This is a genomic window from Rhodoferax sp. (genome assembly GCF_012927445.1).
Classification (GTDB): Bacteria; Pseudomonadota; Gammaproteobacteria; order Burkholderiales; family Burkholderiaceae_C; genus Rhodoferax.
The window spans coordinates 275,562-295,547 of the sequence record NZ_JABBPD010000002.1; the positions used below are offsets into that span (position 1 = coordinate 275,562).

Below are 19,986 nucleotides of genomic sequence, written 5' to 3' on the forward strand. Positions count from 1 at the left end.
AAAAGATTATTCGAGTACGAAGTTAATTGGCACGTTGAACCACATGGCCTCGGCCACGCCAGCCCGCTTGCCGGGAACGTAACGCCAGCGCAGGACCGTGTTCAGGGCGGACTGGTCCAGTCGGTCAAAACCGCTGGATTGTTTGATTTCGGCTTTTTGCGCCATGCCGTCCACCCCGATCAGGACACGCACCATGACCTTGCCCTGCTCGCCCAGCCGTTTGCTTAAAGCGGGATAGGGCGGTTTGGGGTTTTGCAGGTAGTCGGCGTTGCTAGACGGTAACTCCACGCGGGCTGGCGCGGGTGCCGCCATGGCCACCGGGGCCGCAATCGTCTGGGCGACGGGCGCCGGGGCGATGACGCTAACCGGGGCATTGGGTGACGGCGTAAGGTCTGCAATGGCCAGCGGTTGGGGTGCCGCGGTCTGGGTCGGCGCGGGTGCTTTGGCCGCCAGGTGTTTGACGGGTGTCGGTGGTGCCGGCGGTGGCGGCACTACTTTAGGCGACGGTGCTTCAATGAACTCGCTCAGGATTTCGGCGGGCACGATGACCTCGACGGCGCGACGCAGCAGACCGGTTTGCAAAGCCCATAGCATGGCGATGTGGAAGACGACAACGCTGATAGCGATGGTGACAGTGCGGTTCATGACGGGAAAATGCTTGGGGCGTTCAGATAAAACCATAGTTTAGAAGCTAACAGCTTTGGTAGTGAGCCATGGTTATTTACGAAAAACCCACCAAGCTGAGCCAATAACCAAAGTCAGGCTGGCGCCAAGGGTTGAGATAAATTGCATCGTTTGCTCCCGGTTCAGGTGTCTGCCCACATGCGCAGCAGGTTGTGATAAGTGCCGGTCAATCCGGTGGTTTCGGTTGTTTCGCCATGGCGCTCGCGCAGACGCAGCAGGTTCATGTCCAGCTCATACAGCAGGCGGCGTTGTTCATCACTGCGCACCATGCTTTCGATCCAGAAGAAGCAGGCAAGGCGGTAGCCACGCGTCACGGGTTTCACCTGGTGCAGGCTGGTGCCGGGGTACAGCACCATGTGACCGGCGGGTAATTTAACGGCTTGTTCGCCGTAGGTGTCTGAAATGCACAGTTCGCCACCGTCGTAGTCTGCGGGGTCGGAGAGAAACACGGTGCACGAGACGTCTGAGCGAACGCGCTGACCGGTTTCCGGCATATACCGCACGGAGCCATCAATATGGTTGCCGTAGTAATTGCTGTCGCCGCCGTAGCGGTTCAGCCGGGGCGGGAACACCCGTTTGGGCAAGGCCGCCGAAAAAAACAGGGGTTGGCGGTCCAGCCCGCGCAGCACCAGGGCGCGGATTTCCCGGGCAGCGTCGCAATCGTGCGGCAACTGCTCGTTGTTTTTGACCTGAGCCGCCTGCACGCCAGCGCCGGGACGACCGTCACCCCAAGGTGCGCTAGCCAGAAGGTCCTGGGCGCGGCGTACTTCATCGGTGGTCAAGATATGGGGGATATGGAGCAGCATGGCGTTGACTTTCGGTAGCTTAAAACTTGACGTTCAGTGTGACCTGCGCCATGCGACCGGCGCCGGGTACGTAATGCCCCGTGTACAGGGAGTCGGCATAGAGCTTGTTGGCGACGTTGGTCAGGTTGGCTTTCACGGTGTAGCGCTCGTCAAACTTGTATTCGCTCATCAAGTCGAGGGTGGCGAAGCCGGGTGCCAGCCAGCCTGGGTTTCGGTTGGGGGCCTGTTCGCTGCGAAAGTTGATACCGGTGCCCACGCGCCATTGCGGGGTGACTTGGTAAGTCGTCCATACGGTGCCGCTGTGTTCCGGGGTTAGCGAGGGACGCTCGCCCTGTCTTTCACCCGCTTGGGCCGTAGGGGCAGCGATGTCAATGACCGCCGTGGGCATCCACATGTAAGAGCCATAAACCTCCCATTTGTCGGTCAGGCGGCCGGTGGTGTCGATTTCAAAACCGGCGGTGTGGCGTTGGCCGGATAACAGCAGCGCCGTGGCGGCCGAGTCCGGGTCGGTGTTGCGCTCGTTGTACTTGGTCGAGTAAAAAAGTGCCAGGCGGGTGGTGAAGCGCTTGTCGGCGGTGTCGAGTTTGGCGCCGATTTCGATGTTGCGGCTTTGTTCCGGGTCGGTATTGGCGCTGAGTGCGCTGTAGGAGTAAGTGTCGGCCGAGGTGTTGAACGACGTGCCGAACGAAAAGTGGTACGAACTCAGCTCATTGGGCTGGTACAGCACACCAACGCGCTTGCTCCAGTCCGCGATGCTTTGCTGGTAACTGGAGGTGATGACGCCTGCGGTCGACACATTGTCAAACCTGCCTTCCATGCTGTCGTAGCGCAGGCCCGCCAGCACTTTCCAGTGCGGTGCAACTTGAATCATGTCCTGGGCATACACCCCCATGTTCTTAGCCTGAAAAGCACTTGACACGCTGACGACGCGCTGGCTTTCATTGACCCAGACGCCGTCGTCTGGCGTGCCCACGGTGGTTCCCAAATTTGCCGTGCTGCCCGAAGCGCGGTAGACATTTTTGGCTTCGTCGGCAAAGTCCACGCCCGCCAGTACCTCGTGTTTGAAGCCGAGGGCCACGAATTTGTGGCTGTAATCACTTTGCAGATACAAAGCGTCCAGGTCCTGGATTTTGAGCTTGGCACTGCGGGTCAGTACGGTGGCGTCAGTTAGGTTGTTCAAGCCTGTTGTATTGGGCAGACGGATGGTGTTGGCCCGTTGATCACGCTCAAAGCGGCCTTTGCGAATGCTGGTTTTCAGCTCGCTGTCATCTTGAAAGCGGTGGGTGTGACTGGCGGTCAAGTACTGGGCGCTGCCCGCGTTGTAGTCGCTGGCCAAGCCGTAATAGGCGCTGGGGTCGAGCTGGTTGATGAGGGTGGTGGTTGATGCCGCAGAGGCTGAGGTGGGCTTGATCCAGGGGATGCCGTAATTCATGCCGTTGTTGTTGTCCAGGTCATACGCCCCCACCGAAAATTCGTCGGCGGTGCCGATGCCAAAGCGGTAGGTCGCTGCAATCCCTTTCTTGTCAATGCTGCTGCCAGCGCCGTTGTTGTCGGCTTTGGTGGCCATGGCATTGATGCGCAAGGCGGCGTTTTCACCGGTCTGGATGTTGAAGTCGCCCGTGATGCGTCGGTAGTTGTAATTGCCCAGGGTGGTGGAAATTTCGCTCTCATCCATGGCATGCGGTTGCTTGCTGACCTGATTGACCGCGCCGCCGGTGGAGCCACGGCCAAACAGCATGGAGGCCGAGCCGCGCAGCAACTCAATGCGGTCGCTGTTGAAGGTGTCGCGCTCATAAAACGCGGGGTCACGCAGGCCGTCTACAAAAATGTCACCGGTGGTTGCCAGTGAAAAGCCGCGCAACCGAATATCTTCTTCGCCCCCCTCAGCCGCCTGAAAAGTGACGCCCGCGGTGTTGTGCAGCACGTCTTTCAGGGTGTCCAGATTGCGGTCATCCACCAGTTTCTCGGTCACCACCGTGACTGATTGTGGAATGTCACGCAATGCCTGTTTGCCCTTGCCGATGCTGGTCGTGGTGGCACGCAGGGCGTCTTTGCCCTCGGGCGCTTCCGCCCGTTCCTTGACGACCACAGGCGTCAGTGTTTTTTCCGAGTCAATGGCGGTTTGCTGGGCCGTGGCGCTCATGGAGCCGGCCAGCAGCAGGGCGCCAAGTGGGAGTAGTGTCGAAGTATTTGCTATTGAATTAATAGCTGATTGCGCAATAAATACGGGGGCTATAGCCTGTTTTATCTCTATTTTTGTGCGGGTGGTCATGCTTGCGGCCTTGGTCAAAGTGTGATTGGCTGGCTGAATCCGCAAGCAGCAAAAATGCGCGGTGTGGCTGGCTTTAAAGTTACCTTTATTCTAAATGAGAATTATTACTATTTGAAACTCAATTTAAAAAGATATTTCCGCGGCCGCTTCGTACCGGGTCTGGATTGTTTGTGGGTGCTGCTGACACAAGCCCGTTGCGATGCACCGCTACTGTCGACGTGCGAACGGGGTGTCCATTAGCCGCTGCTGAAATTCCTGGCTTTACCGCTTGCGTGGATGCCACTTCACGGTTTGTGGCGCACTTGGGCTGGGTGAGCAAGCGCCACAGCTCGAGCTACAGGCGCCGGTGGCCGTGGTCTGCCGCAGCTTGGCCGAGACAAAAGCAGGTAGCGGGCAGCGCAGCAAAGCCAGTTTCAAAGGTTGCTTGATGACGTTCGGGGCCAGCGTCAGCAGGCAGTACACGGTGCAACCAGCGACCAGAATAAAGATCACCAGAAACTGGAAAACATCGAATAAAAAATGGGTGTTCATGGTGGTCAATTCAGCGCAAGTGCACTGACAACGCGAAATGTGACGAACGAAGCCAGGTAGGCCAAAGCAAACAAATAGGCCGCCATCAAAACCGGGTAACGCCACGAATTGGTTTCGCGTTTGACGACAGCCAAGGTCGAGATGCATTGCGGTGCAAAAACGTACCAGGCCAGCAGGGAGTAGGCCGTGGCAATCGACCAGCCCTGGGCAATGATGGGACTGAGGGCTTGGGCGGTTTCTTCGCCTGTGGCCGACAGCGAGTAAACGGTCGCCAGTGCGCCGACCGCCACTTCACGGGCGGCCATACCGGGCACCAGGGCGAGAGAAATTTGCCAATTAAAACCAATCGGAGCAAAAATATACTCCAACGCGTGGCCCAGCATGCCGGCAAAACTGTACTGAATGGCGGCACCGGTGGCGCCATCCGGTGGGCCGGGAAATGTGGACAGGAACCACAGCAGCACCATAACGGTAAAAATGATCGTGCCAACCCGGCGCATAAAAATGGCGGCTCGCTGCCACAGCCCCAGCATCAAATTGCGAAGATTGGGCATGCGGTAGGGTGGCAACTCCAGCATCAGTGGCTGGTACCCACTTTTCATCCAGGTGCGTTTGAATACCCAGGCAACCGCCATGGCCGACAGAATGCCAGCGGCGTAGAGGCCAAACAGGGTCAGGCCTTGCAGGTTGAACATGCCGACATCACGCGCCGGAATGAACGCTCCAATCAACAAGGCATAAAGAGGCAGTCGGGCTGAACAGGTCATCAGCGGCGCAATCATGATGGTGGCCAGTCGGTCCCGCCAGTTCGGGATGGTGCGGGTGGCCATGATGCCTGGAATGGCACAGGCAAAGCTGGATAAAAGTGGAATAAAGGCCCGGCCTGACAAGCCGACCTTGCCCATCACGTTGTCCAGCAAGAAAGCAGCGCGTGGCAGGTAGCCCGAATCCTCCAGCAGCAGGATGAAGAAAAACAGGATCAGGATTTGCGGCAAAAAAACCACCACACCGCCCAAGCCTGCCACCACGCCGTCCACCAGCAGGCTTTGCAGCAGGCCTGCCGGCATGTTCGCCCGGATGAAGTCAGCGACGGCCGCCATCACTTCCTTGATGATGTCCATCGGCACATTGGCCCATGAAAAAACGGCTTGGAAAATCATCATCAACAGAGCCGACAGCAGTACCAGCCCCCAAACCGGGTGCATCACCACGGCATCGACACGGTGGTTAAAGCGTTTGATGCGCGGCGCGCTCGGGACTGCCACTGAAAGGATGCGGTTAACCTGCTTTTGTAATACCACCTGATCAAGCGGAACTTGGTTTAACAGATCAAGGCGCTTGACGTTGATGGACTGCGTTGCCAGCGCCTGTTGGGCAGCCGCAAGCAGGGCGTCGCGGCCATTTTCCGCAGCGTGGCCCGTCCAGCGCGACAGCCAGTTGCCAAGCAGGCTGTTGTCAACGGCGACAGTTTCCACCACCGGCAAACCCAACTCGGAGCTGAGTTTTTGCACATCGATTTGCAGGCCGTGCGCGCGCGCAATGTCCATCATGTTCAGTGCCACGACCATGGGCTGTCCCAGTGCGCGCAACTGCAGAACCAATCGCAAATTCATGCGCAGATTGGTGGCATCCACCACCGCCACGATGGCGTCCGGGGGTGTTTCTCCAGAACGAAGCCCCATCAGCACATCATGCGTCACCGATTCGTCGGCGGTAGAGGGGTTCAGGCTGTAGGTTCCCGGCAAATCGACGATGGAGAGCGTGCGTCCATCGGCCAGCTGGGCATGACCTTGCTTGCGCTCAACCGTGACGCCAGCGTAGTTGGCCACCTTTTGCTGGGCTCCTGTAAGCAGGTTAAACAGCGCGGTTTTGCCGCAGTTGGGGTTACCCACCAGCGCAACGCAAGGTTGCTGCAGACTCATGGCCATCGGGTTCATGCCGGCTCCGTCATCAGTTGCCGGTCAATTTCAATGCACGAGGCTTCAATGCTTCGCAGTGCAAAAACGGTCTCCCCAATCTGCACTGCGATGGGCTCGCGGCCTCCTGGTCCACGCCGTAAAACAGTCACGCTTTCACCAGGTAAAAAACCCAACTCGGACAAGCGTCGAACCAGACCCAATTCGCCTGCTACACCTGGTGGCTCAATTAAGCCGATGACGGTTCCGCTGCTGTTGGCTGCCATCTGATCAACGGAACATTGAAAAGGTTGGCTGGAGGTATTCAGTTGCTTAGATCGCATGAGCGTTTGGTTTTTAGTTGGGAGGATGCGCTGCCGATACAAATGCTGAAGGGTTAGCGCCTTGCCGCCCAGTATACTAAAAACTCACGCTAATGACATTGATTCTCAATTAGATTCAAGTGATACTGAAAACCCGCTTGACGGAGATCAATAAGCCAGCCGTTCCGGTCTGATTTCTTGCAGGATGGTCGTTGCGATTTCTTCGATGGACTTGGTTGTGGTCGACAGCCAGCGAATACCGGAACGACGCATCATGGCCTCGGCTTCCTTCACCTCCTGGCGACAGTTTTCCAGCGATGCGTAATGGGAGTTGGGTCGTCGCTCGTTGCGGATTTCACTCAAACGTTCAGGTTGGATCGTCAGGCCGAAGAGCTTGTTCTTGTGCGTTGTCAGCGCAGGCGGCAAATGGCGGCGTTCAAAGTCTTCTGGAATCAGCGGGTAGTTGGAGGCTTTGAGTCCATATTGCATGGCCAGATAGAGGGAGGTCGGTGTCTTTCCGCTCCGGCTGACGCCTACCAAAATAACATCCGAGTGTTCAAGGTCAAGGTGGGACTGCCCGTCGTCATGGGCCAGCGAAAAGTTGATGGCTTCAATGCGTAATTGGTATTCCTTGCTTTTGCTGGCATCGGTAAAGCGGCCAATTCGATGATTGGACTTGAGTTGAAGTTCGGTTTCAAGCGGATGGACGAAGGTGCCAAACATGTCCAGGAGCATGCCCTGGCAGCCGTTGGTGATGACTTTAAGAACCTCCATGTTGACCAAGGTTGTAAAAACTATGGGTCTTTTACCGTCCACTATCCCGGCATGATTGATCTGTCGGACTGCCTTGTTCGCCTTTTCGACCGTGTCCACAAACGGCAAACGTATGTGAAGACAATCCGTCTCAAACTGGGCAAGAATGGCCTTGCCGAAGGTTTCTGCCGTGATGGCCGTACCGTCGGAAATAAAAAACACAGTTCTGTTGGGCATGATCTTTTGAAAATTAGGGGGTCGATTAGTTTTCAGCCTTTCGACAGGAACGGCTTTTATTGTCGTTTTGGTTGGCAACCTACAATAATGCCAATCTAACCCATTTCTTCCATGCGCAGCACTGACCAACTAGAACAACAACAAAGTCAGACTGTTTGCATGGGCATTGCCAGCGCACCAGAACGCTCGGCTTCATGCATCGCACCGTTTTTAACTTCTGGAGCTTTCCCATGTCTGCACTTTTCAATCCGACCGATTTGGTCGTACCGTTTGAAAACCTGAGAATGACCGACGTCGAGTCGGTTGGCGGTAAAAACGCCAGTCTCGGCGAAATGATTTCTAACTTGCCGACAGGCGTCAAGGTACCAACCGGATTTGCGACAACGGCTCATGCCTTTCGCGAGTTTCTGGCCTATGAAGACCTCGCTGGCCGGATCAATGCTCGGCTGAGTGCCTTGGATACCGAAGACGTGAGGGCACTGGCTCAGGTTGGCGCCGAGATTCGTGCCATGGTGGAATCTCAGCCGTTTCCAGCAGATCTGGAGCAGGCAATTCGCGATTCCTTTATCACTCTGAGTTCAGGAAACCCAGAAGCGTCATTTGCCGTCCGCTCGTCCGCCACCGCAGAAGATTTGCCGGATGCGTCATTTGCTGGCCAACAAGAAACTTTTTTGAACGTGATTGGTATCGACGAGATCCTTCACAAAATCAGGGAGGTGTTCGCCTCCTTGTACAACGACCGGGCAATCAGTTACCGGGTGCATAAAGGCTTTGCGCACGAGCATGTGGCCTTGAGTGCAGGCATTCAGCGCATGGTGCGTTCTGACTTGGGCGCGGCAGGCGTCATGTTCACCATTGATACCGAGTCCGGTTTTCAAGACGTAGTTTTCATTACCTCCAGCTACGGACTGGGTGAGACGGTGGTGCAGGGCGCGGTGAATCCTGATGAGTTCTACGTGCACAAGCCAATGCTCAAGGCGGGCAAGCGCGCTGTCATTCGTCGCAGTCTGGGCTCCAAATTGATCCAGATGCAGTTCACAACGGCTGAGGAAAAAGCTGCCAGTGGCAAACTGGTCAAAACGACAGATGTTCCCACCGAACTGCGTAATCGTTACTCGTTAACCGATGCTGATGTCGAAAAGCTGGCCGCTTATGCGTTGGTGATTGAACAGCACTACGGTCGCGCCATGGACATTGAATGGGGCAAAGACGGGCTGGACGGCGAACTCTATATTTTGCAGGCGCGTCCTGAGACGGTGAAGAGCCAGGCGGCAGGCAAGGCTGAATACCGTTACAAGCTCAAGGGTAAAAGCGCGGTGATCGTCGAAGGACGGGCCATTGGCCAGAAGATTGGTACCGGCCCGGTTCGCATCGTGCACAACATCAGCGAGATGGACAAAGTGCAGCCCGGCGATGTTCTGGTAACTGACATGACGGACCCCAACTGGGAGCCGGTGATGAAGCGGGCGGCAGCCATTGTGACGAACCGTGGCGGGCGTACCTGTCACGCTGCCATCATCGCACGTGAGTTGGGAATCCCAGCGGTGGTCGGTTGTGGTGATGCGAGCGAAGTGCTTAAGGACGGCATGCTGGTGACTGTCAGTTGCTCCGAGGGTGATACAGGATTCATTTACGACGGATTACTGGAAACAGAAATCACCGAAGTTCAGCGCGGCGAAATGCCCGAAATTTCATTGAAGATCATGATGAACGTTGGCAATCCACAGCTTGCGTTTGACTTTTGCCAGTTACCCAATGAGGGCGTCGGTTTGGCGCGCCTTGAGTTCATCATCAACAACAACATTGGTGTGCATCCCAAGGCGATTCTGGATTACCCAAATATTGATGCTGATTTGAAGAAGGCAGTCGAGTCCGTCGCCCGTGGCCATGCGTCGCCGCGTGCTTTTTATGTGGACCGGGTCGCTGAAGGTGTTGCCACGATTGGCGCTGCCTTCTGGCCTAAACCAGTGATCGTGCGTTTGTCCGATTTCAAGAGCAATGAATACCGCAAACTGATTGGTGGCAGCCGCTACGAGCCAGAAGAAGAGAACCCAATGCTCGGTTTTCGTGGCGCAGCGCGTTATCTCAGCGCTGATTTCAGCGAGGCATTCGCGATGGAGTGCGAAGCGCTCAAGCGTGTTCGCCAGGATATGGGCTTGAGTAACGTGCAAGTGATGGTTCCTTTTGTACGAACCTTGGGACAAGCCAAAAAAGTGACCGAGCTATTAGCGGTTCACGGCCTCAAACGCGGTGAGAATGGTCTGAAGATCATCATGATGTGCGAGATTCCCAGTAACGCCATCTTGGCGAATGAGTTTTTGCAGTACTTTGATGGTTTCTCGATTGGCTCAAACGATCTGACCCAACTCACACTGGGACTCGATCGTGATTCCGGGCTGGAACTGCTGGCCGCCGATTTTGATGAGCGTGACCCCGCCGTGACCACCTTGATTAGCCTTGCTATTAAAGCTTGCAAAGAGCAAGGCAAGTACATCGGCATTTGTGGTCAGGGACCTAGTGATCACCCTGACTTTGCCGAGTGGCTGAAAAAGGAGGGGATTTCATCCATTTCCCTGAATCCGGATTCTGTCATTGCCACCTGGAAGCAACTGGCTGGGCAATAGCAAACACCTATAGCCGGCGGCATCACTGGATGCCATGATGAAGCGATGATGCCACCCGTAGTTGAGACGAGCGTATTTAAACCTGTTCCGGGTGGCTTGCGCTTGCACGGGTGGCTTCTTGCAACTTGGTTCGCAGCCTCGTTTGGTGTGGTTTTCTTTGCACGTGATCTGCAAATGATTGTGGGCAGCTGGCCTTTAGGCTACTGGTTTGCTGCGCAGGGGAGCGTATTCGTATTTATCGCCATCGTCGCGGTATTCGCTTGGGTAGCCAATAGACGGGATGGCGAGATGCCAACGGGCGATGCTGCGTATGGCGCCTACAAGCAACGGCTACATCGTAAATTTGCAACTTATGTTGTCTGCTTGCTGTTGTTCTTGCTTGCTCTGGCCCTGGCTGAGCAGTGGGGTCTGAAAAAAACATGGGTGGGCGCCATTTTCCTGTTCGCGACGGTTGGTTTGTACGCTGTGATCGGCATCTATGGCCGAACGTCGGATGCCGCCGAGTATTACGTTGCCGGCCGCAGCATCCCTGCGGTTTATAACGGCATGGCGACCGCCGCTGACTGGATGAGTGCGGCGTCGTTCATCAGTATGGCCGGCGGCCTCTATCTTCAAGGCTTTTCTGGCACCCAGTCGCAGCCCGGAGGGTTGGTCTATGTGCTGGGATGGACAGGGGGCTTCTGTTTGGTTGCTCTGCTGGTGGCGCCCTACCTGAGAAGACTGGGTCTGTACACAATCCCCGATTATTTTGGCGCTCGTTTCGGAGGCCGTTGGCCACGAATGATTGCGGCTTTTGCCGCCGTCCTGTGTTCTTTTACCTATGTGGTGGCACAGATTTACGGTGTCGGGCTGATAACTTCTCGACTTACAGGTGTCCAGTTCGAAATTGGCATTTTGCTGGGGCTTGGTGGCGTATTGGTATGTTCGTTTTTGGGTGGTATGCGGGCTGTGACCTGGACTCAAGTAACTCAGTATGTCGTCCTGATCCTGGCTTTTTTGATCCCGGTTTCATGGCTTGCCTACAAGCAGCTTGGCAATCCACTGGCCCCATTCGTATACGGTCAGCAACTACAAAAAATCACCGCTCTGGAGCAGCAACTTGTAAATTCACCCGCAGAGTTGCAGGTGATCAATGAATACGCTCGTCGTGCGCGGGACTATCAGCTGAAGTTGCAAAACGTGGATGCCTCACTGGAGAGTGAACGTCATGCGATGAGGGAAAAAATTCGTTCATTGAACGAACGCCATGCTGATGAATCGGTCATAGTCGCCGCAAGACGAGAGCTTGCGGCGCTGCCCAGGGATTCAGTATCTGCTCGCGAGCATTGGACGCATGCCATGCAGGATAACCTTGACAGAGCCCAACCTTTGGGCGGCATGCCCCCGCATGCCAAACCCTTCGCTGGCGACCCGCAGGGAAGCATTAGCGAGCAACAGACGTTTGAAGTTTCCCGACGCAACTTTTTGGCACTGATGTTTTGTTTGATGGTCGGCACGGCGGGTTTGCCGCACCTGCTGACTCGTTTTTACACAACCCGGACCGTGGCAGAGGCGAGAACTTCGGTGGCATGGTCCTTGTTTTTCATTGCGCTGCTGTACTTGGCGGCACCTGCGTTGGCTGTTCTGGTGAAATTCGAGGTTATGAGTCATCTGGTGGGACAAAATTTTGACTCCTTGCCTCCATGGATTGCGCAGTGGGCTAAGGTAGATCCAACGCTGATTTCGGTCAGCGATGTCAATGGCGACCACATTCTCCAGTTCGCAGAGCTGAAAATGGGAGCCGATATTGTGATGCTGGCAACGCCTGAACTTGGCGGTATGCCTTATGTTGTCTCCGGTTTAGTGGCAGCGGGCGGGCTGGCTGCTGCGCTCTCAACGGCGGATGGCCTGTTGTTGACGATTGGTAATGCGTTAGGGCACGATTTGTTTTTTCAGGGAGAAAGCAACCAGGCGGGGGCCGTGCGAAAGGTGATGTTGTCCAAGTTTGCTCTGTTGGTCGTAGCGCTTGCTGCGGCCTATGTGGCAGCTCAGCGACCCGCTGATATTCTTTATCTTGTTTCCGCTTCGTTTTCGCTGGCGGGCGCTGCATTTGTACCTGTCATGGTGCTGGGAATATTTTGGACCAGGACCACGCGGAAGGCGGCTGTCGCAGGAATGCTTTCTGGTCTTGGTTTGACCATTTACTATATGTTGGTCAATGCCACACAGGTCAGAGCTGCATTAGGCTTAAGCGGCACGGGTTTGTGGTTTGGCATTCAGCCTGTATCTTCCGGTGTATTTGGCGTTTTTGCTGGCGTTTTGGTCACGGTTTTAGTTACCCTGTTGTCGCGCCCCCAAGCCTTGCCAACTGATTTAGTGCGACGCCCGGTTTACGATGGCATATAATATTGGGCTTCCCCTTGCCATACCTCAATTAGACGCTGAGGGTGGTTTTTTCTGCCTGAATTTGGGCCATCCATAAGGAGTATCAATGCGTCATTACGAAATTATTCTCATGATCCACCCGGATCAGAGCGAGCAAGTTCCCGCTATGCTGGAACGCTACAAAGGCATGATCACAGCTGGCGGTGGAAAAGTGCATCGTGTTGAAGACTGGGGCCGTCGCCAGTTGATCTATATGATCAACAAGCTTGCCAAGGCTCATTATCTTTGTGTCAACATCGAGGCTGATCAAGCTGTGATGGCTGAACTTGAACACGCATTCAAGTTCAATGATGCTGTTTTGCGTCACCTGACAGTGCTGAAGAAAAAAGCCGATACCGGCCCTTCTTCGATGATGAAAACTGTCGAGCGTGAAGATGCTCGCAAGACACAACAAGCTGAATACCAAGCTTAACGTCATTATTTTCCAGCTAGGAATGTGAACCACGTTGCCAACCAGCTTGTTCTGACTGCCTGTATCGCCGAGATTGAAGCTCTGCGTTACACACCAGCCGGATTACCCGCACTGAACATCCGGCTCGATCATGAGTCTGACATTCAGGAAGCAGGGCAGACAAGACAGGTTAAGGCAGCAATGAAAGCAGTGGCTTTTGGTGCATTGGCTGAACGGCTTGTTAAACAAGCCATAGGCAGTGCTTGGAAGTTCAGTGGTTTTCTGGCGACACCGCGCAATGGAAAATATGTCGTGTTTCATATTCAAGAATTTCAGCAAGATTAGCTAATTCGTAAAAATTTAAGGAGTCCATCATGGCCGGACCAAAACGTTTCAATAACAAAGACAAGCGCCCTAAGCGCCCAGCCCAGAACCTGCTGTTCAAGCGTAAGCGCTTTTGCCGCTTTACCGTGACTGGCGTTGAAGAGATCGATTACAAAGACATCGACACGCTTCGCGATTTCATCGCTGAGAACGGCAAGATTATTCCTGCCCGCCTGACTGGCACCCGTGCCATTTTCCAGCGTCAACTCAACACCGCTATCAAGCGTGCGCGTTTTCTCGCGATGCTGCCATACAGCGATCAGCACAAGATCTAAGGAATACGACCATGCAAATTATTCTGCTCGACAAGGTCGTGAACCTTGGCAATCTCGGCGAAATCGTTCGCGTTAAAGATGGCTACGCCCGCAACTTTCTGATTCCTTCTGGCCGCGCCCGTCGCGCCACGGAGTCAGCAAAACAGCAGTTTGAAGTCAAACGTGCTGAACTTGAAAAAGCTGCTGCCGTCAAGTTGGCCGAATGCCAAGCATTGGGTGAAAAACTGGCTGGTACGACCTGCAAGTTGACCCAAAAGGCCGGTGTTGACGGTCGTCTGTTTGGTTCCGTGACCAATGCGGATATCGCTGAAGAACTGACCAAAAATGGTTACAAGGTAACCAAGTCGCAGATTCGGATGCCTAACGGTCCGATCAAGATTGTTAGTGACAGCACGGTCAGTGTGTCATTGCACACCGACGTAGTTGTTGACATCACCGTCTCGGTATACGGCGAAACGGCTTAATCCGCTACGCTCAGTTCAAAAGCCGCCAGGGTGCAAGCCTAGGCGGCTTTTGTATTTTCGGGGAAACTTGTCCCGAAATTTCCACAGTTTGTGCACAGCTTATAAATGGCTTGTGCCCAGCCTTTCACTCGACGTCGATCAAGCGTCGTCGTAGCATCCAAGCTTAAAGGAAACCTCAATGTCTGCCGTACTTTCTGCCGTGGGTGACGACTTCAGTCAAGATCGACAAGTAGCGCAACTGCGCATACCTCCGCATTCCATCGAGGCCGAGTCCAGTGTGCTGGGGGGGCTGCTGTTGGATAACGGCGCTTGGGATCGTGTGGGTGACTTGTTGACGGATCGTGATTTTTACCGATATGAACACCGAATGGTTTTTGCCGCCATTGGTGCCCTGATCAATGCCTCCAAACCCGCTGACGTGATCACGGTGTTTGAGCAATTGCAAAACCAGGGCAAGGCAGAAGAAGTCGGTGGACTGGCCTACCTCAACTCGTTAGCCCAGTATGTGCCAAGCGCAGGCAATATTCGACGCTACGCCGAGATCGTGCGTGAGCGGTCGGTCCTGCGTAAGTTGGTAACTGCCAGTGATGAAATATCGACCAACGCTTTCAATCCCAAAGGACGGCCAGTGGCCGCCATACTGGACGAGGCGGAGCAAAAGATATTCAATATTGGGGAAGAGGGTGCACGGACGAAGCAGGGCTTTCAGTCCATGGACACGCTGGTGGTTGATCTGCTCGACCGGGTTCAGGAAATGGCTGACAACCCCAATGATGTCACGGGGGTGCCGACCGGATTTTATGATCTTGACCGCATGACAGCTGGCTTTCAAGCTGGGGATTTGATTGTGCTTGCGGCCCGTCCTTCGATGGGTAAAACAGCGCTGGCGATCAATATTGCCGAGCATGTGGCGCTCAACGAAGGCTTGCCGGTGGCTGTGTTTTCGATGGAAATGGGTGCCGCACAGCTTGCTGTGCGTATTGTGGGTTCGATTGGACGCATTGACCAGGGCCATTTGCGCACCGGTAAACTGACAGACGAAGAATGGCCACGTCTAACCGAGGCCATCGAGAAGTTGCGGACTATTTCCTTGCACATCGATGAATCTGCAGGTTTGACCTCCAGCGAACTCCGCGCCAACGCCCGTCGTTTGTCGCGCCAATGCGGAAAATTGGGCTTAATTGTTGTCGATTACTTGCAGCTGATGAGTGGTTCCTCCAGCGATGGAGAAAATCGCGCGACGGAATTGGGTGAAATTTCACGCGGACTGAAAATGTTGGCCCGGGAGTTGCAATGTCCTGTGATTGCGCTATCTCAGCTCAACCGAAGTGTGGAGCAGCGCCCAGACAAGCGCCCCATGATGAGTGACTTGCGTGAGTCCGGCGCGATTGAGCAGGATGCGGACATCATCATGTTTATTTACCGCGACGAGTACTACACCAAGGATGCTTGCAAGGAGCCGGGGGTGGCCGAAGTCATCATCGCCAAACAGCGAAATGGTCCAACGGGTGTGGTGAAGCTGGCCTTCATTAACCGGATTACCAAGTTTGAGTCCCTGGCATCAGGCGGAAGCGGCGATTTTTAAGCTCTAAAAGACAAAAGGGCGTTGGCTTAGCTAACGCCCTTTTGTCCCCTAACTTTTCAAATTACAAAACTTCACTCGCAAAGTCAGCCAGCCGCGAACGTTCACCCCGTGCCAGGGTGATATGCCCGCCGTGCGGCCAGCCCTTGAATTTATCAACGGCAAAGGTTAAGCCGGAAGAGCCCTCGGTGAGGTAAGGGGTGTCGATCTGGGCGATGTTGCCCATGCAAATAATTTTGGTACCTGGACCGGCTCGGGTGATCAAGGTCTTCATCTGCTTGGGGGTCAGATTTTGTGCTTCATCGATGATGACGTACTTGTTCAGGAAAGTGCGTCCCCGCATGAAGTTCATGCTCTTGATCTTGATGCGACTGCGGATGAGTTCACTGGTAGCGGAGCGGCCCCATTCGCCTGCACTGGTATCCGTTTTGCCCAATACTTCGAGGTTGTCGTCCAATGCCCCCATCCAGGGTCCCATTTTCTCTTCTTCGGTACCCGGCAGAAAGCCGATGTCTTCACCGACGCTCACTGTAGCGCGCGTCACGATGATCTCGGTATAGCGCCGATCGTCCAGCACCTGGGTCAGGCCGGAGGCCAGTGCCATTAATGTTTTGCCAGTGCCCGCTGTCCCCGTCAAAGTGACAAAGTCGACCTCGGGATCCATCAGCAGGTTCATGGCAAAGTTTTGCTCACGGTTTCGCGTGGTGATGCCCCAAACCGAGTTTTTGAGGTGGGTGTAATCCTTTAGTGTTTTGAATACGGCGGTCTTGCCACGAATTTCTGTGACCCTGGCGTACAGGCTGGGCTCACCGGGAGACTCGAAGTAGACGAACTGATTGATCAGCAAGTTGGGGACGATAGGACCAGTGATGCGGTAAAAGGTGTGCGCACCTTGCTGCCAACTCTCTATCGTTTTGCCGTGAGAAGTCCAAAAATTGGCGGGCAGGGCATAGGATCCGGCGTACAGCAAGTCGCCGTCATCCAGCGTTTTGTCATTCTGGTAATCATCGGTCGCCAAGCCCAGTGCACGCGATTTGACGCGCATGTTGATGTCTTTGGACACCAACACCACTTCACGTGGGGCATGTTGTTGACGCAGCGCTTCCACCACGCCCAGAATTTGGTTATCCGCCTTGCCTTGGGGCAGGCTGGTGGGCAGGGTGTAGTTCAGCAGTTGGGTCTGGAAGAACAACTTGCCGCCCGCTTCCCGGTGACCCGTGGTGCTCAGTGGCAAGCCCATGGTGATGTCTGCGCCTTGATGGCCGGCTAACGCGTCGAGGGTACGGCTGGTTTGACGGGCATTGCGGGCGACCTCGGTCATGCCTTTTTTATGGGCATCCAGTTCTTCCAGAACGATCATGGGAAGAAAGATGTCATGTTCCTCAAAGCGAAAGAGGCACATGGGATCGTGCAGCAGCACGTTGGTGTCCAGCACAAACAGTTTGCTTGGGCCGGTGTGCTTGACTTTCTTGGTGCGGACTTCGGTTGGTGCTTCAGCTTCGGGACGAGTTTTCCGGGTTGGTGCGTCCGCGCGGGGCGTTTTGCTGCGGCTCTCAGTCACGCTTTTCTCTGTCGTGGTGAGGGGTTGCAATTTGCTGTCTGTTCGTTCAAGCGTGTCCCGGGCTTGCGGTTTTTCTGCAACAGGACGTTCGCTCAATGAAGATTCAGTCGTGCGTGCCTTGGGTGCTGTTCTGGCCTGTACTTCGTAGTCTTTCTCAGACAGCAGCGCGGCACGTTTGGCGGGGGCAGTTGGCAATGGCATAGGGTGGTTTGCTCGCAAAAAGTGGATTGGATTCAGGCTTTAGAAGCGAAAAAGCCGCCTTGAGACCAAGGCGGCTTTTTCGGGGAGCACGGTTGTGAATTTCAACGGCATGTGCCCATTATGCATAAACTTTGCATACGTCAACACATGCGTGCTGACTCACCCCAGTCGTTGTTAGACGAGTGCAGCCGTTTTATTGAGCGCTTTCACGGCTTTCAGAACATCATCCACATGGCCTGGAACCTTGAGTCCACGCCATTCTTCCTTGACCAAACCATCAGCACCAATCAGGAAAGTGCTGCGCTCAATGCCCTTAACTTTTTTGCCGTACATAATCTTGTTTTTGACGACGCCAAACATGTGACACATTTTTTCTTCTGTGTCGGCAATCAATTCGAAGGGGAGTTCCAGTTTGGCTTTGAACTCATCGTGGGATTTCATGTTGTCACGCGACACCCCGAACACAGTAGCGCCAGCTTTTACAAAGTCTTTGTACTTGTCCCGGAACTGCATGGCTTCCGTGGTGCAGCCAGGCGTGTTATCTTTCGGGTAGAAGTACAGAATGACAACTTTCCCGAGGTGAGACGTGTTGGAGACTCTGATGCCACTGGTGGCATTCGATTCAAATTCAGGGATGGGTTTATTGACAACAATCGCCATAGTTCTTAAATCTCGTGTGACAGGATGCGTCGTTCTCTCAAGTCATTGGCGCTATCCTGTGACAGCGTGTGGCGCCTCCGACTGCAACCTAATATTTTACCCCGAAAACTACTGCGACCCCTTTGGGTCGCTGTCAGTGTTATCCCGGGGCTGTTTCAATGAGCAGCGCAACGGCGACGCGTCGTCCTTCTCCCGCCAGAATGTTGTAGGTGCGACAGGCCGCCTGCGTGTCCATGGTTTCGATGCCGGTTTGTTTGTCAATCAGTGATTTGATCCAGGCGGGCTGGGGAAACCGGAGGCGGTTGCCACTGCCGAATATGATCAGTTCCGTGTTCATGGCCGCCAGTTGGGCAAAGTGATCCGTGGTCAGATCCTCGAAGCGGTTGCAATTCCAAATGAAACGTTCCCCGCTCGATCCAATAACCACACTGGTGCTGATTTTCTCGTTCCCGACGCTGATCCAGTCGGGGCCATAACCGCTGATGGATTGCACACTGATGTTGTCTGGCTGGATCTTCATGTTGTTTGCGCTTGAGTCTGGTTGCCCTTGAGTACGTTTCACAGGAAACTGTACGGAAATGTGGTCAAATTATAGATTTCGCCTTACGTCACCCACTTCCGGAGGGACTTTGAAGACTATTCGAAAATCAGCCAAACTGGCCAACGTCTGCTACGACATTCGCGGTCCGATCATGGACGCGGCCCGCCAAATGGAGGAAGAGGGTCATAAGATCATCAAACTCAATATCGGCAATCTGGCCGTGTTCGGTTTTGATGCGCCCGAGGAAATCCAGCAGGACATGATCCGCAACCTGCCCAATTCGGCCGGTTATTCGGACAGCAAGGGCATTTTTGCGGCACGTAAAGCGGTCATGCACTACACCCAGCAGCAAGGCACCAAGGGGGTGACGCTGGACGACATTTACCTGGGTAACGGCGCCAGCGAGCTGATCGTGATGGCAACCAACGCGCTGCTCGATACGGGCGATGAGTTGCTGCTGCCTTCGCCGGACTACCCGCTGTGGACGGCGGCGGCCAGCCTGTCGGGCGGCACCCCTGTGCACTATGCGTGCGACGAAGCCAACGGCTGGATGCCCGACCTGAACGACATTCGCGCCAAGATCACGCCGAATACCAAGGGCATTGTGGTCATCAATCCCAATAATCCCACCGGTGCGCTGTATTCCGATGAGTTGCTGAAGGGCATCGTGCAGATCGCGCGCGAGCATGGCTTGGTGATCTTTGCCGACGAGGTGTACGACAAGGTGCTGTACGACGATGCCAAGCACACCGCCATCGGCAGCCTCTCGCAGGACGTGCTGACGCTCACGTTCAATTCGCTGTCCAAAAGTTACCGCTCCTGTGGTTATCGGGCCGGCTGGATGGTGGTGTCCGGCGACAAGAAGCCGGCAAAGGATTACATCGAGGGACTGAACATGCTCTCTAACATGCGTCTATGCTCCAACGTGCCCGGCCAGTGGGCCATCCAGACGGCACTCGGTGGCCACCAGAGCATCAATGAACTGGTCGGTGAAGGTGGACGTCTGCGCCGCCAGCGCGACTTGGCGTATGAGTTGATCACCGCGATCCCGGGGGTGACTTGCGTCAAGCCGTCGGCCGCGCTGTACATGTTTCCGCGCCTGGACCCCACCATGTACCCGATCGCCAATGACCAGCAGTTTTTTCTGGAGCTGCTGCAGGAAACCAAGGTGATGCTGGTGCAGGGCACGGGCTTCAACTGGCCGACGCCCGACCATTTCCGCATTGTGTTTTTACCGCACGAAAACGACTTGCGCGAGGCGATTGGCCGTGTGGCGAAGTTTCTTGAAAATTACCGCAAACGGCATAGCAACTGATTTGCTATTTATTTAATAGCTACTCGCGCTTACTGCACGAGGGCTACAGGCTGATTTAACTAA

General features: G+C 54.8%; 19 protein-coding genes. 9 read left to right on the forward strand and 10 right to left on the reverse strand.

Features of this window, described 5'->3' with window-relative positions:
* Positions 1–6 precede the first annotated feature (6 nt).
* The 3 genes from HHJ17_RS03995 to HHJ17_RS04005 all read right to left on the reverse strand — a co-directional run bounded on the left by HHJ17_RS03995 (position 7) and on the right by HHJ17_RS04005 (position 3,633).
* Positions 7–645: an energy transducer TonB gene (locus tag HHJ17_RS03995; protein WP_296498244.1), complete on the reverse strand. Its 639-nt coding sequence runs from the start codon at positions 643–645 to the stop codon at positions 7–9.
* Positions 646–806: 161 nt separating this feature from the next.
* Positions 807–1,490, reverse strand: coding sequence for a Fe2+-dependent dioxygenase (locus HHJ17_RS04000; RefSeq protein ID WP_296498245.1), 684 nt, complete (start codon positions 1,488–1,490; stop codon positions 807–809).
* 19 nt (positions 1,491–1,509) lie between these two features.
* On the reverse strand, positions 1,510–3,633 hold the full coding sequence (locus HHJ17_RS04005) for a TonB-dependent siderophore receptor (protein ID WP_296505036.1): 2,124 nt from the start codon (positions 3,631–3,633) through the stop codon (positions 1,510–1,512).
* 69 nt (positions 3,634–3,702) lie between these two features.
* Here HHJ17_RS04005 and HHJ17_RS04010 point away from each other — a divergent pair, with 69 nt between their 5' ends.
* Positions 3,703–4,002: a hypothetical protein gene (locus HHJ17_RS04010; RefSeq protein WP_296505038.1), complete on the forward strand. Its 300-nt coding sequence runs from the start codon at positions 3,703–3,705 to the stop codon at positions 4,000–4,002.
* 21 nt (positions 4,003–4,023) lie between these two features.
* On the opposite strand, the gene HHJ17_RS04015 is transcribed toward HHJ17_RS04010, so the two are convergent.
* From HHJ17_RS04015 to HHJ17_RS04030, 4 genes are all read right to left on the reverse strand, one after another.
* Positions 4,024–4,293: a hypothetical protein gene (locus HHJ17_RS04015; protein WP_296498251.1), complete on the reverse strand. Its 270-nt coding sequence runs from the start codon at positions 4,291–4,293 to the stop codon at positions 4,024–4,026.
* Positions 4,294–4,298: 5 nt separating this feature from the next.
* Entirely contained in the window at positions 4,299–6,230 is a 1,932-nt protein-coding gene (feoB, locus tag HHJ17_RS04020; RefSeq protein WP_296498253.1) for a ferrous iron transport protein B, read from the reverse strand.
* Entirely contained in the window at positions 6,227–6,532 is a 306-nt protein-coding gene (locus HHJ17_RS04025; RefSeq protein WP_296498255.1) for a FeoA family protein, read from the reverse strand. Before HHJ17_RS04025 ends, feoB begins: the two co-directional genes overlap by 4 nt.
* A 147-nt stretch (positions 6,533–6,679) precedes the next feature.
* Positions 6,680–7,501: a pyruvate, water dikinase regulatory protein gene (locus HHJ17_RS04030; RefSeq protein WP_296498354.1), complete on the reverse strand. Its 822-nt coding sequence runs from the start codon at positions 7,499–7,501 to the stop codon at positions 6,680–6,682.
* 230 nt (positions 7,502–7,731) lie between these two features.
* On the opposite strand from HHJ17_RS04030, the gene ppsA reads away from it, so the two are divergent.
* The 7 genes from ppsA (at position 7,732) to dnaB (ending at position 15,648) form a co-directional block, all read left to right on the forward strand.
* Positions 7,732–10,125 carry a phosphoenolpyruvate synthase gene (gene ppsA / locus HHJ17_RS04035; protein ID WP_296498258.1) on the forward strand — a complete coding sequence of 798 codons (2,394 nt, stop codon included), beginning with the start codon at positions 7,732–7,734 and terminating at the stop codon, positions 10,123–10,125.
* 45 nt (positions 10,126–10,170) lie between these two features.
* Positions 10,171–12,510, forward strand: coding sequence for a VC_2705 family sodium/solute symporter (locus HHJ17_RS04040; protein ID WP_296498260.1), 2,340 nt, complete (start codon positions 10,171–10,173; stop codon positions 12,508–12,510).
* 85 nt (positions 12,511–12,595) lie between these two features.
* The gene (gene rpsF / locus HHJ17_RS04045) at positions 12,596–12,961 is read left to right on the forward strand and encodes a 30S ribosomal protein S6 (protein WP_296442847.1); all 366 of its coding nucleotides are present in this window, start codon (positions 12,596–12,598) and stop codon (positions 12,959–12,961) included.
* 24 nt (positions 12,962–12,985) lie between these two features.
* Positions 12,986–13,285: a primosomal replication protein N gene (gene priB / locus HHJ17_RS04050; RefSeq protein ID WP_296498263.1), complete on the forward strand. Its 300-nt coding sequence runs from the start codon at positions 12,986–12,988 to the stop codon at positions 13,283–13,285.
* Between the two features lie 29 nt (positions 13,286–13,314).
* Positions 13,315–13,599, forward strand: a complete 285-nt coding sequence (gene rpsR, locus HHJ17_RS04055) for a 30S ribosomal protein S18 (RefSeq protein WP_011464487.1) — start codon at positions 13,315–13,317, stop codon at positions 13,597–13,599.
* Between the two features lie 11 nt (positions 13,600–13,610).
* Entirely contained in the window at positions 13,611–14,063 is a 453-nt protein-coding gene (gene rplI / locus HHJ17_RS04060; protein WP_296498265.1) for a 50S ribosomal protein L9, read from the forward strand.
* Positions 14,064–14,241: 178 nt separating this feature from the next.
* Entirely contained in the window at positions 14,242–15,648 is a 1,407-nt protein-coding gene (dnaB, locus tag HHJ17_RS04065) for a replicative DNA helicase (protein WP_296498268.1), read from the forward strand.
* Positions 15,649–15,709: 61 nt separating this feature from the next.
* Here dnaB and HHJ17_RS04070 read toward each other — a convergent pair whose 3' ends face one another.
* The 3 genes from HHJ17_RS04070 to HHJ17_RS04080 form a co-directional block, all read right to left on the reverse strand.
* Complete coding sequence (locus tag HHJ17_RS04070; protein WP_296498271.1) at positions 15,710–17,407, reverse strand: PhoH family protein; 1,698 nt, start codon at positions 17,405–17,407, stop codon at positions 15,710–15,712.
* Positions 17,408–17,581: 174 nt separating this feature from the next.
* The gene (locus tag HHJ17_RS04075; RefSeq protein ID WP_296498274.1) at positions 17,582–18,067 is read right to left on the reverse strand and encodes a peroxiredoxin; all 486 of its coding nucleotides are present in this window, start codon (positions 18,065–18,067) and stop codon (positions 17,582–17,584) included.
* A gap of 139 nt (positions 18,068–18,206) precedes the next feature.
* Entirely contained in the window at positions 18,207–18,587 is a 381-nt protein-coding gene (locus HHJ17_RS04080) for an Mth938-like domain-containing protein (protein WP_296498278.1), read from the reverse strand.
* Between the two features lie 109 nt (positions 18,588–18,696).
* On the opposite strand from HHJ17_RS04080, the gene HHJ17_RS04085 reads away from it, so the two are divergent.
* Positions 18,697–19,923 carry a pyridoxal phosphate-dependent aminotransferase gene (locus tag HHJ17_RS04085; protein ID WP_296498282.1) on the forward strand — a complete coding sequence of 409 codons (1,227 nt, stop codon included), beginning with the start codon at positions 18,697–18,699 and terminating at the stop codon, positions 19,921–19,923.
* The last annotated feature ends 63 nt before the right edge of the window (positions 19,924–19,986 follow it).

What these genes read in the sequence shown, in the direction of transcription:
- HHJ17_RS03995 (WP_296498244.1), bottom strand. Translation starts at nt 645, where the DNA reads ATGAACCGCACTGTCACCATCGCTATCAGCGTTGTCGTCTTCCACATC.
- HHJ17_RS04000 (WP_296498245.1), bottom strand. Translation starts at nt 1,490, where the DNA reads ATGCTGCTCCATATCCCCCATATCTTGACCACCGATGAAGTACGCCGC.
- HHJ17_RS04005 (WP_296505036.1), bottom strand. Translation starts at nt 3,633, where the DNA reads ATGAGCGCCACGGCCCAGCAAACCGCCATTGACTCGGAAAAAACACTG.
- HHJ17_RS04015 (WP_296498251.1), bottom strand. Translation starts at nt 4,293, where the DNA reads ATGAACACCCATTTTTTATTCGATGTTTTCCAGTTTCTGGTGATCTTT.
- feoB (WP_296498253.1), bottom strand. Translation starts at nt 6,230, where the DNA reads ATGAACCCGATGGCCATGAGTCTGCAGCAACCTTGCGTTGCGCTGGTG.
- HHJ17_RS04025 (WP_296498255.1), bottom strand. Translation starts at nt 6,532, where the DNA reads ATGCGATCTAAGCAACTGAATACCTCCAGCCAACCTTTTCAATGTTCC.
- HHJ17_RS04030 (WP_296498354.1), bottom strand. Translation starts at nt 7,501, where the DNA reads ATGCCCAACAGAACTGTGTTTTTTATTTCCGACGGTACGGCCATCACG.
- ppsA (WP_296498258.1), top strand. Translation starts at nt 7,732, where the DNA reads ATGTCTGCACTTTTCAATCCGACCGATTTGGTCGTACCGTTTGAAAAC.
- HHJ17_RS04040 (WP_296498260.1), top strand. Translation starts at nt 10,171, where the DNA reads ATGATGCCACCCGTAGTTGAGACGAGCGTATTTAAACCTGTTCCGGGT.
- rpsF (WP_296442847.1), top strand. Translation starts at nt 12,596, where the DNA reads ATGCGTCATTACGAAATTATTCTCATGATCCACCCGGATCAGAGCGAG.
- rpsR (WP_011464487.1), top strand. Translation starts at nt 13,315, where the DNA reads ATGGCCGGACCAAAACGTTTCAATAACAAAGACAAGCGCCCTAAGCGC.
- rplI (WP_296498265.1), top strand. Translation starts at nt 13,611, where the DNA reads ATGCAAATTATTCTGCTCGACAAGGTCGTGAACCTTGGCAATCTCGGC.
- dnaB (WP_296498268.1), top strand. Translation starts at nt 14,242, where the DNA reads ATGTCTGCCGTACTTTCTGCCGTGGGTGACGACTTCAGTCAAGATCGA.
- HHJ17_RS04070 (WP_296498271.1), bottom strand. Translation starts at nt 17,407, where the DNA reads ATGCCATTGCCAACTGCCCCCGCCAAACGTGCCGCGCTGCTGTCTGAG.
- HHJ17_RS04075 (WP_296498274.1), bottom strand. Translation starts at nt 18,067, where the DNA reads ATGGCGATTGTTGTCAATAAACCCATCCCTGAATTTGAATCGAATGCC.
- HHJ17_RS04080 (WP_296498278.1), bottom strand. Translation starts at nt 18,587, where the DNA reads ATGAAGATCCAGCCAGACAACATCAGTGTGCAATCCATCAGCGGTTAT.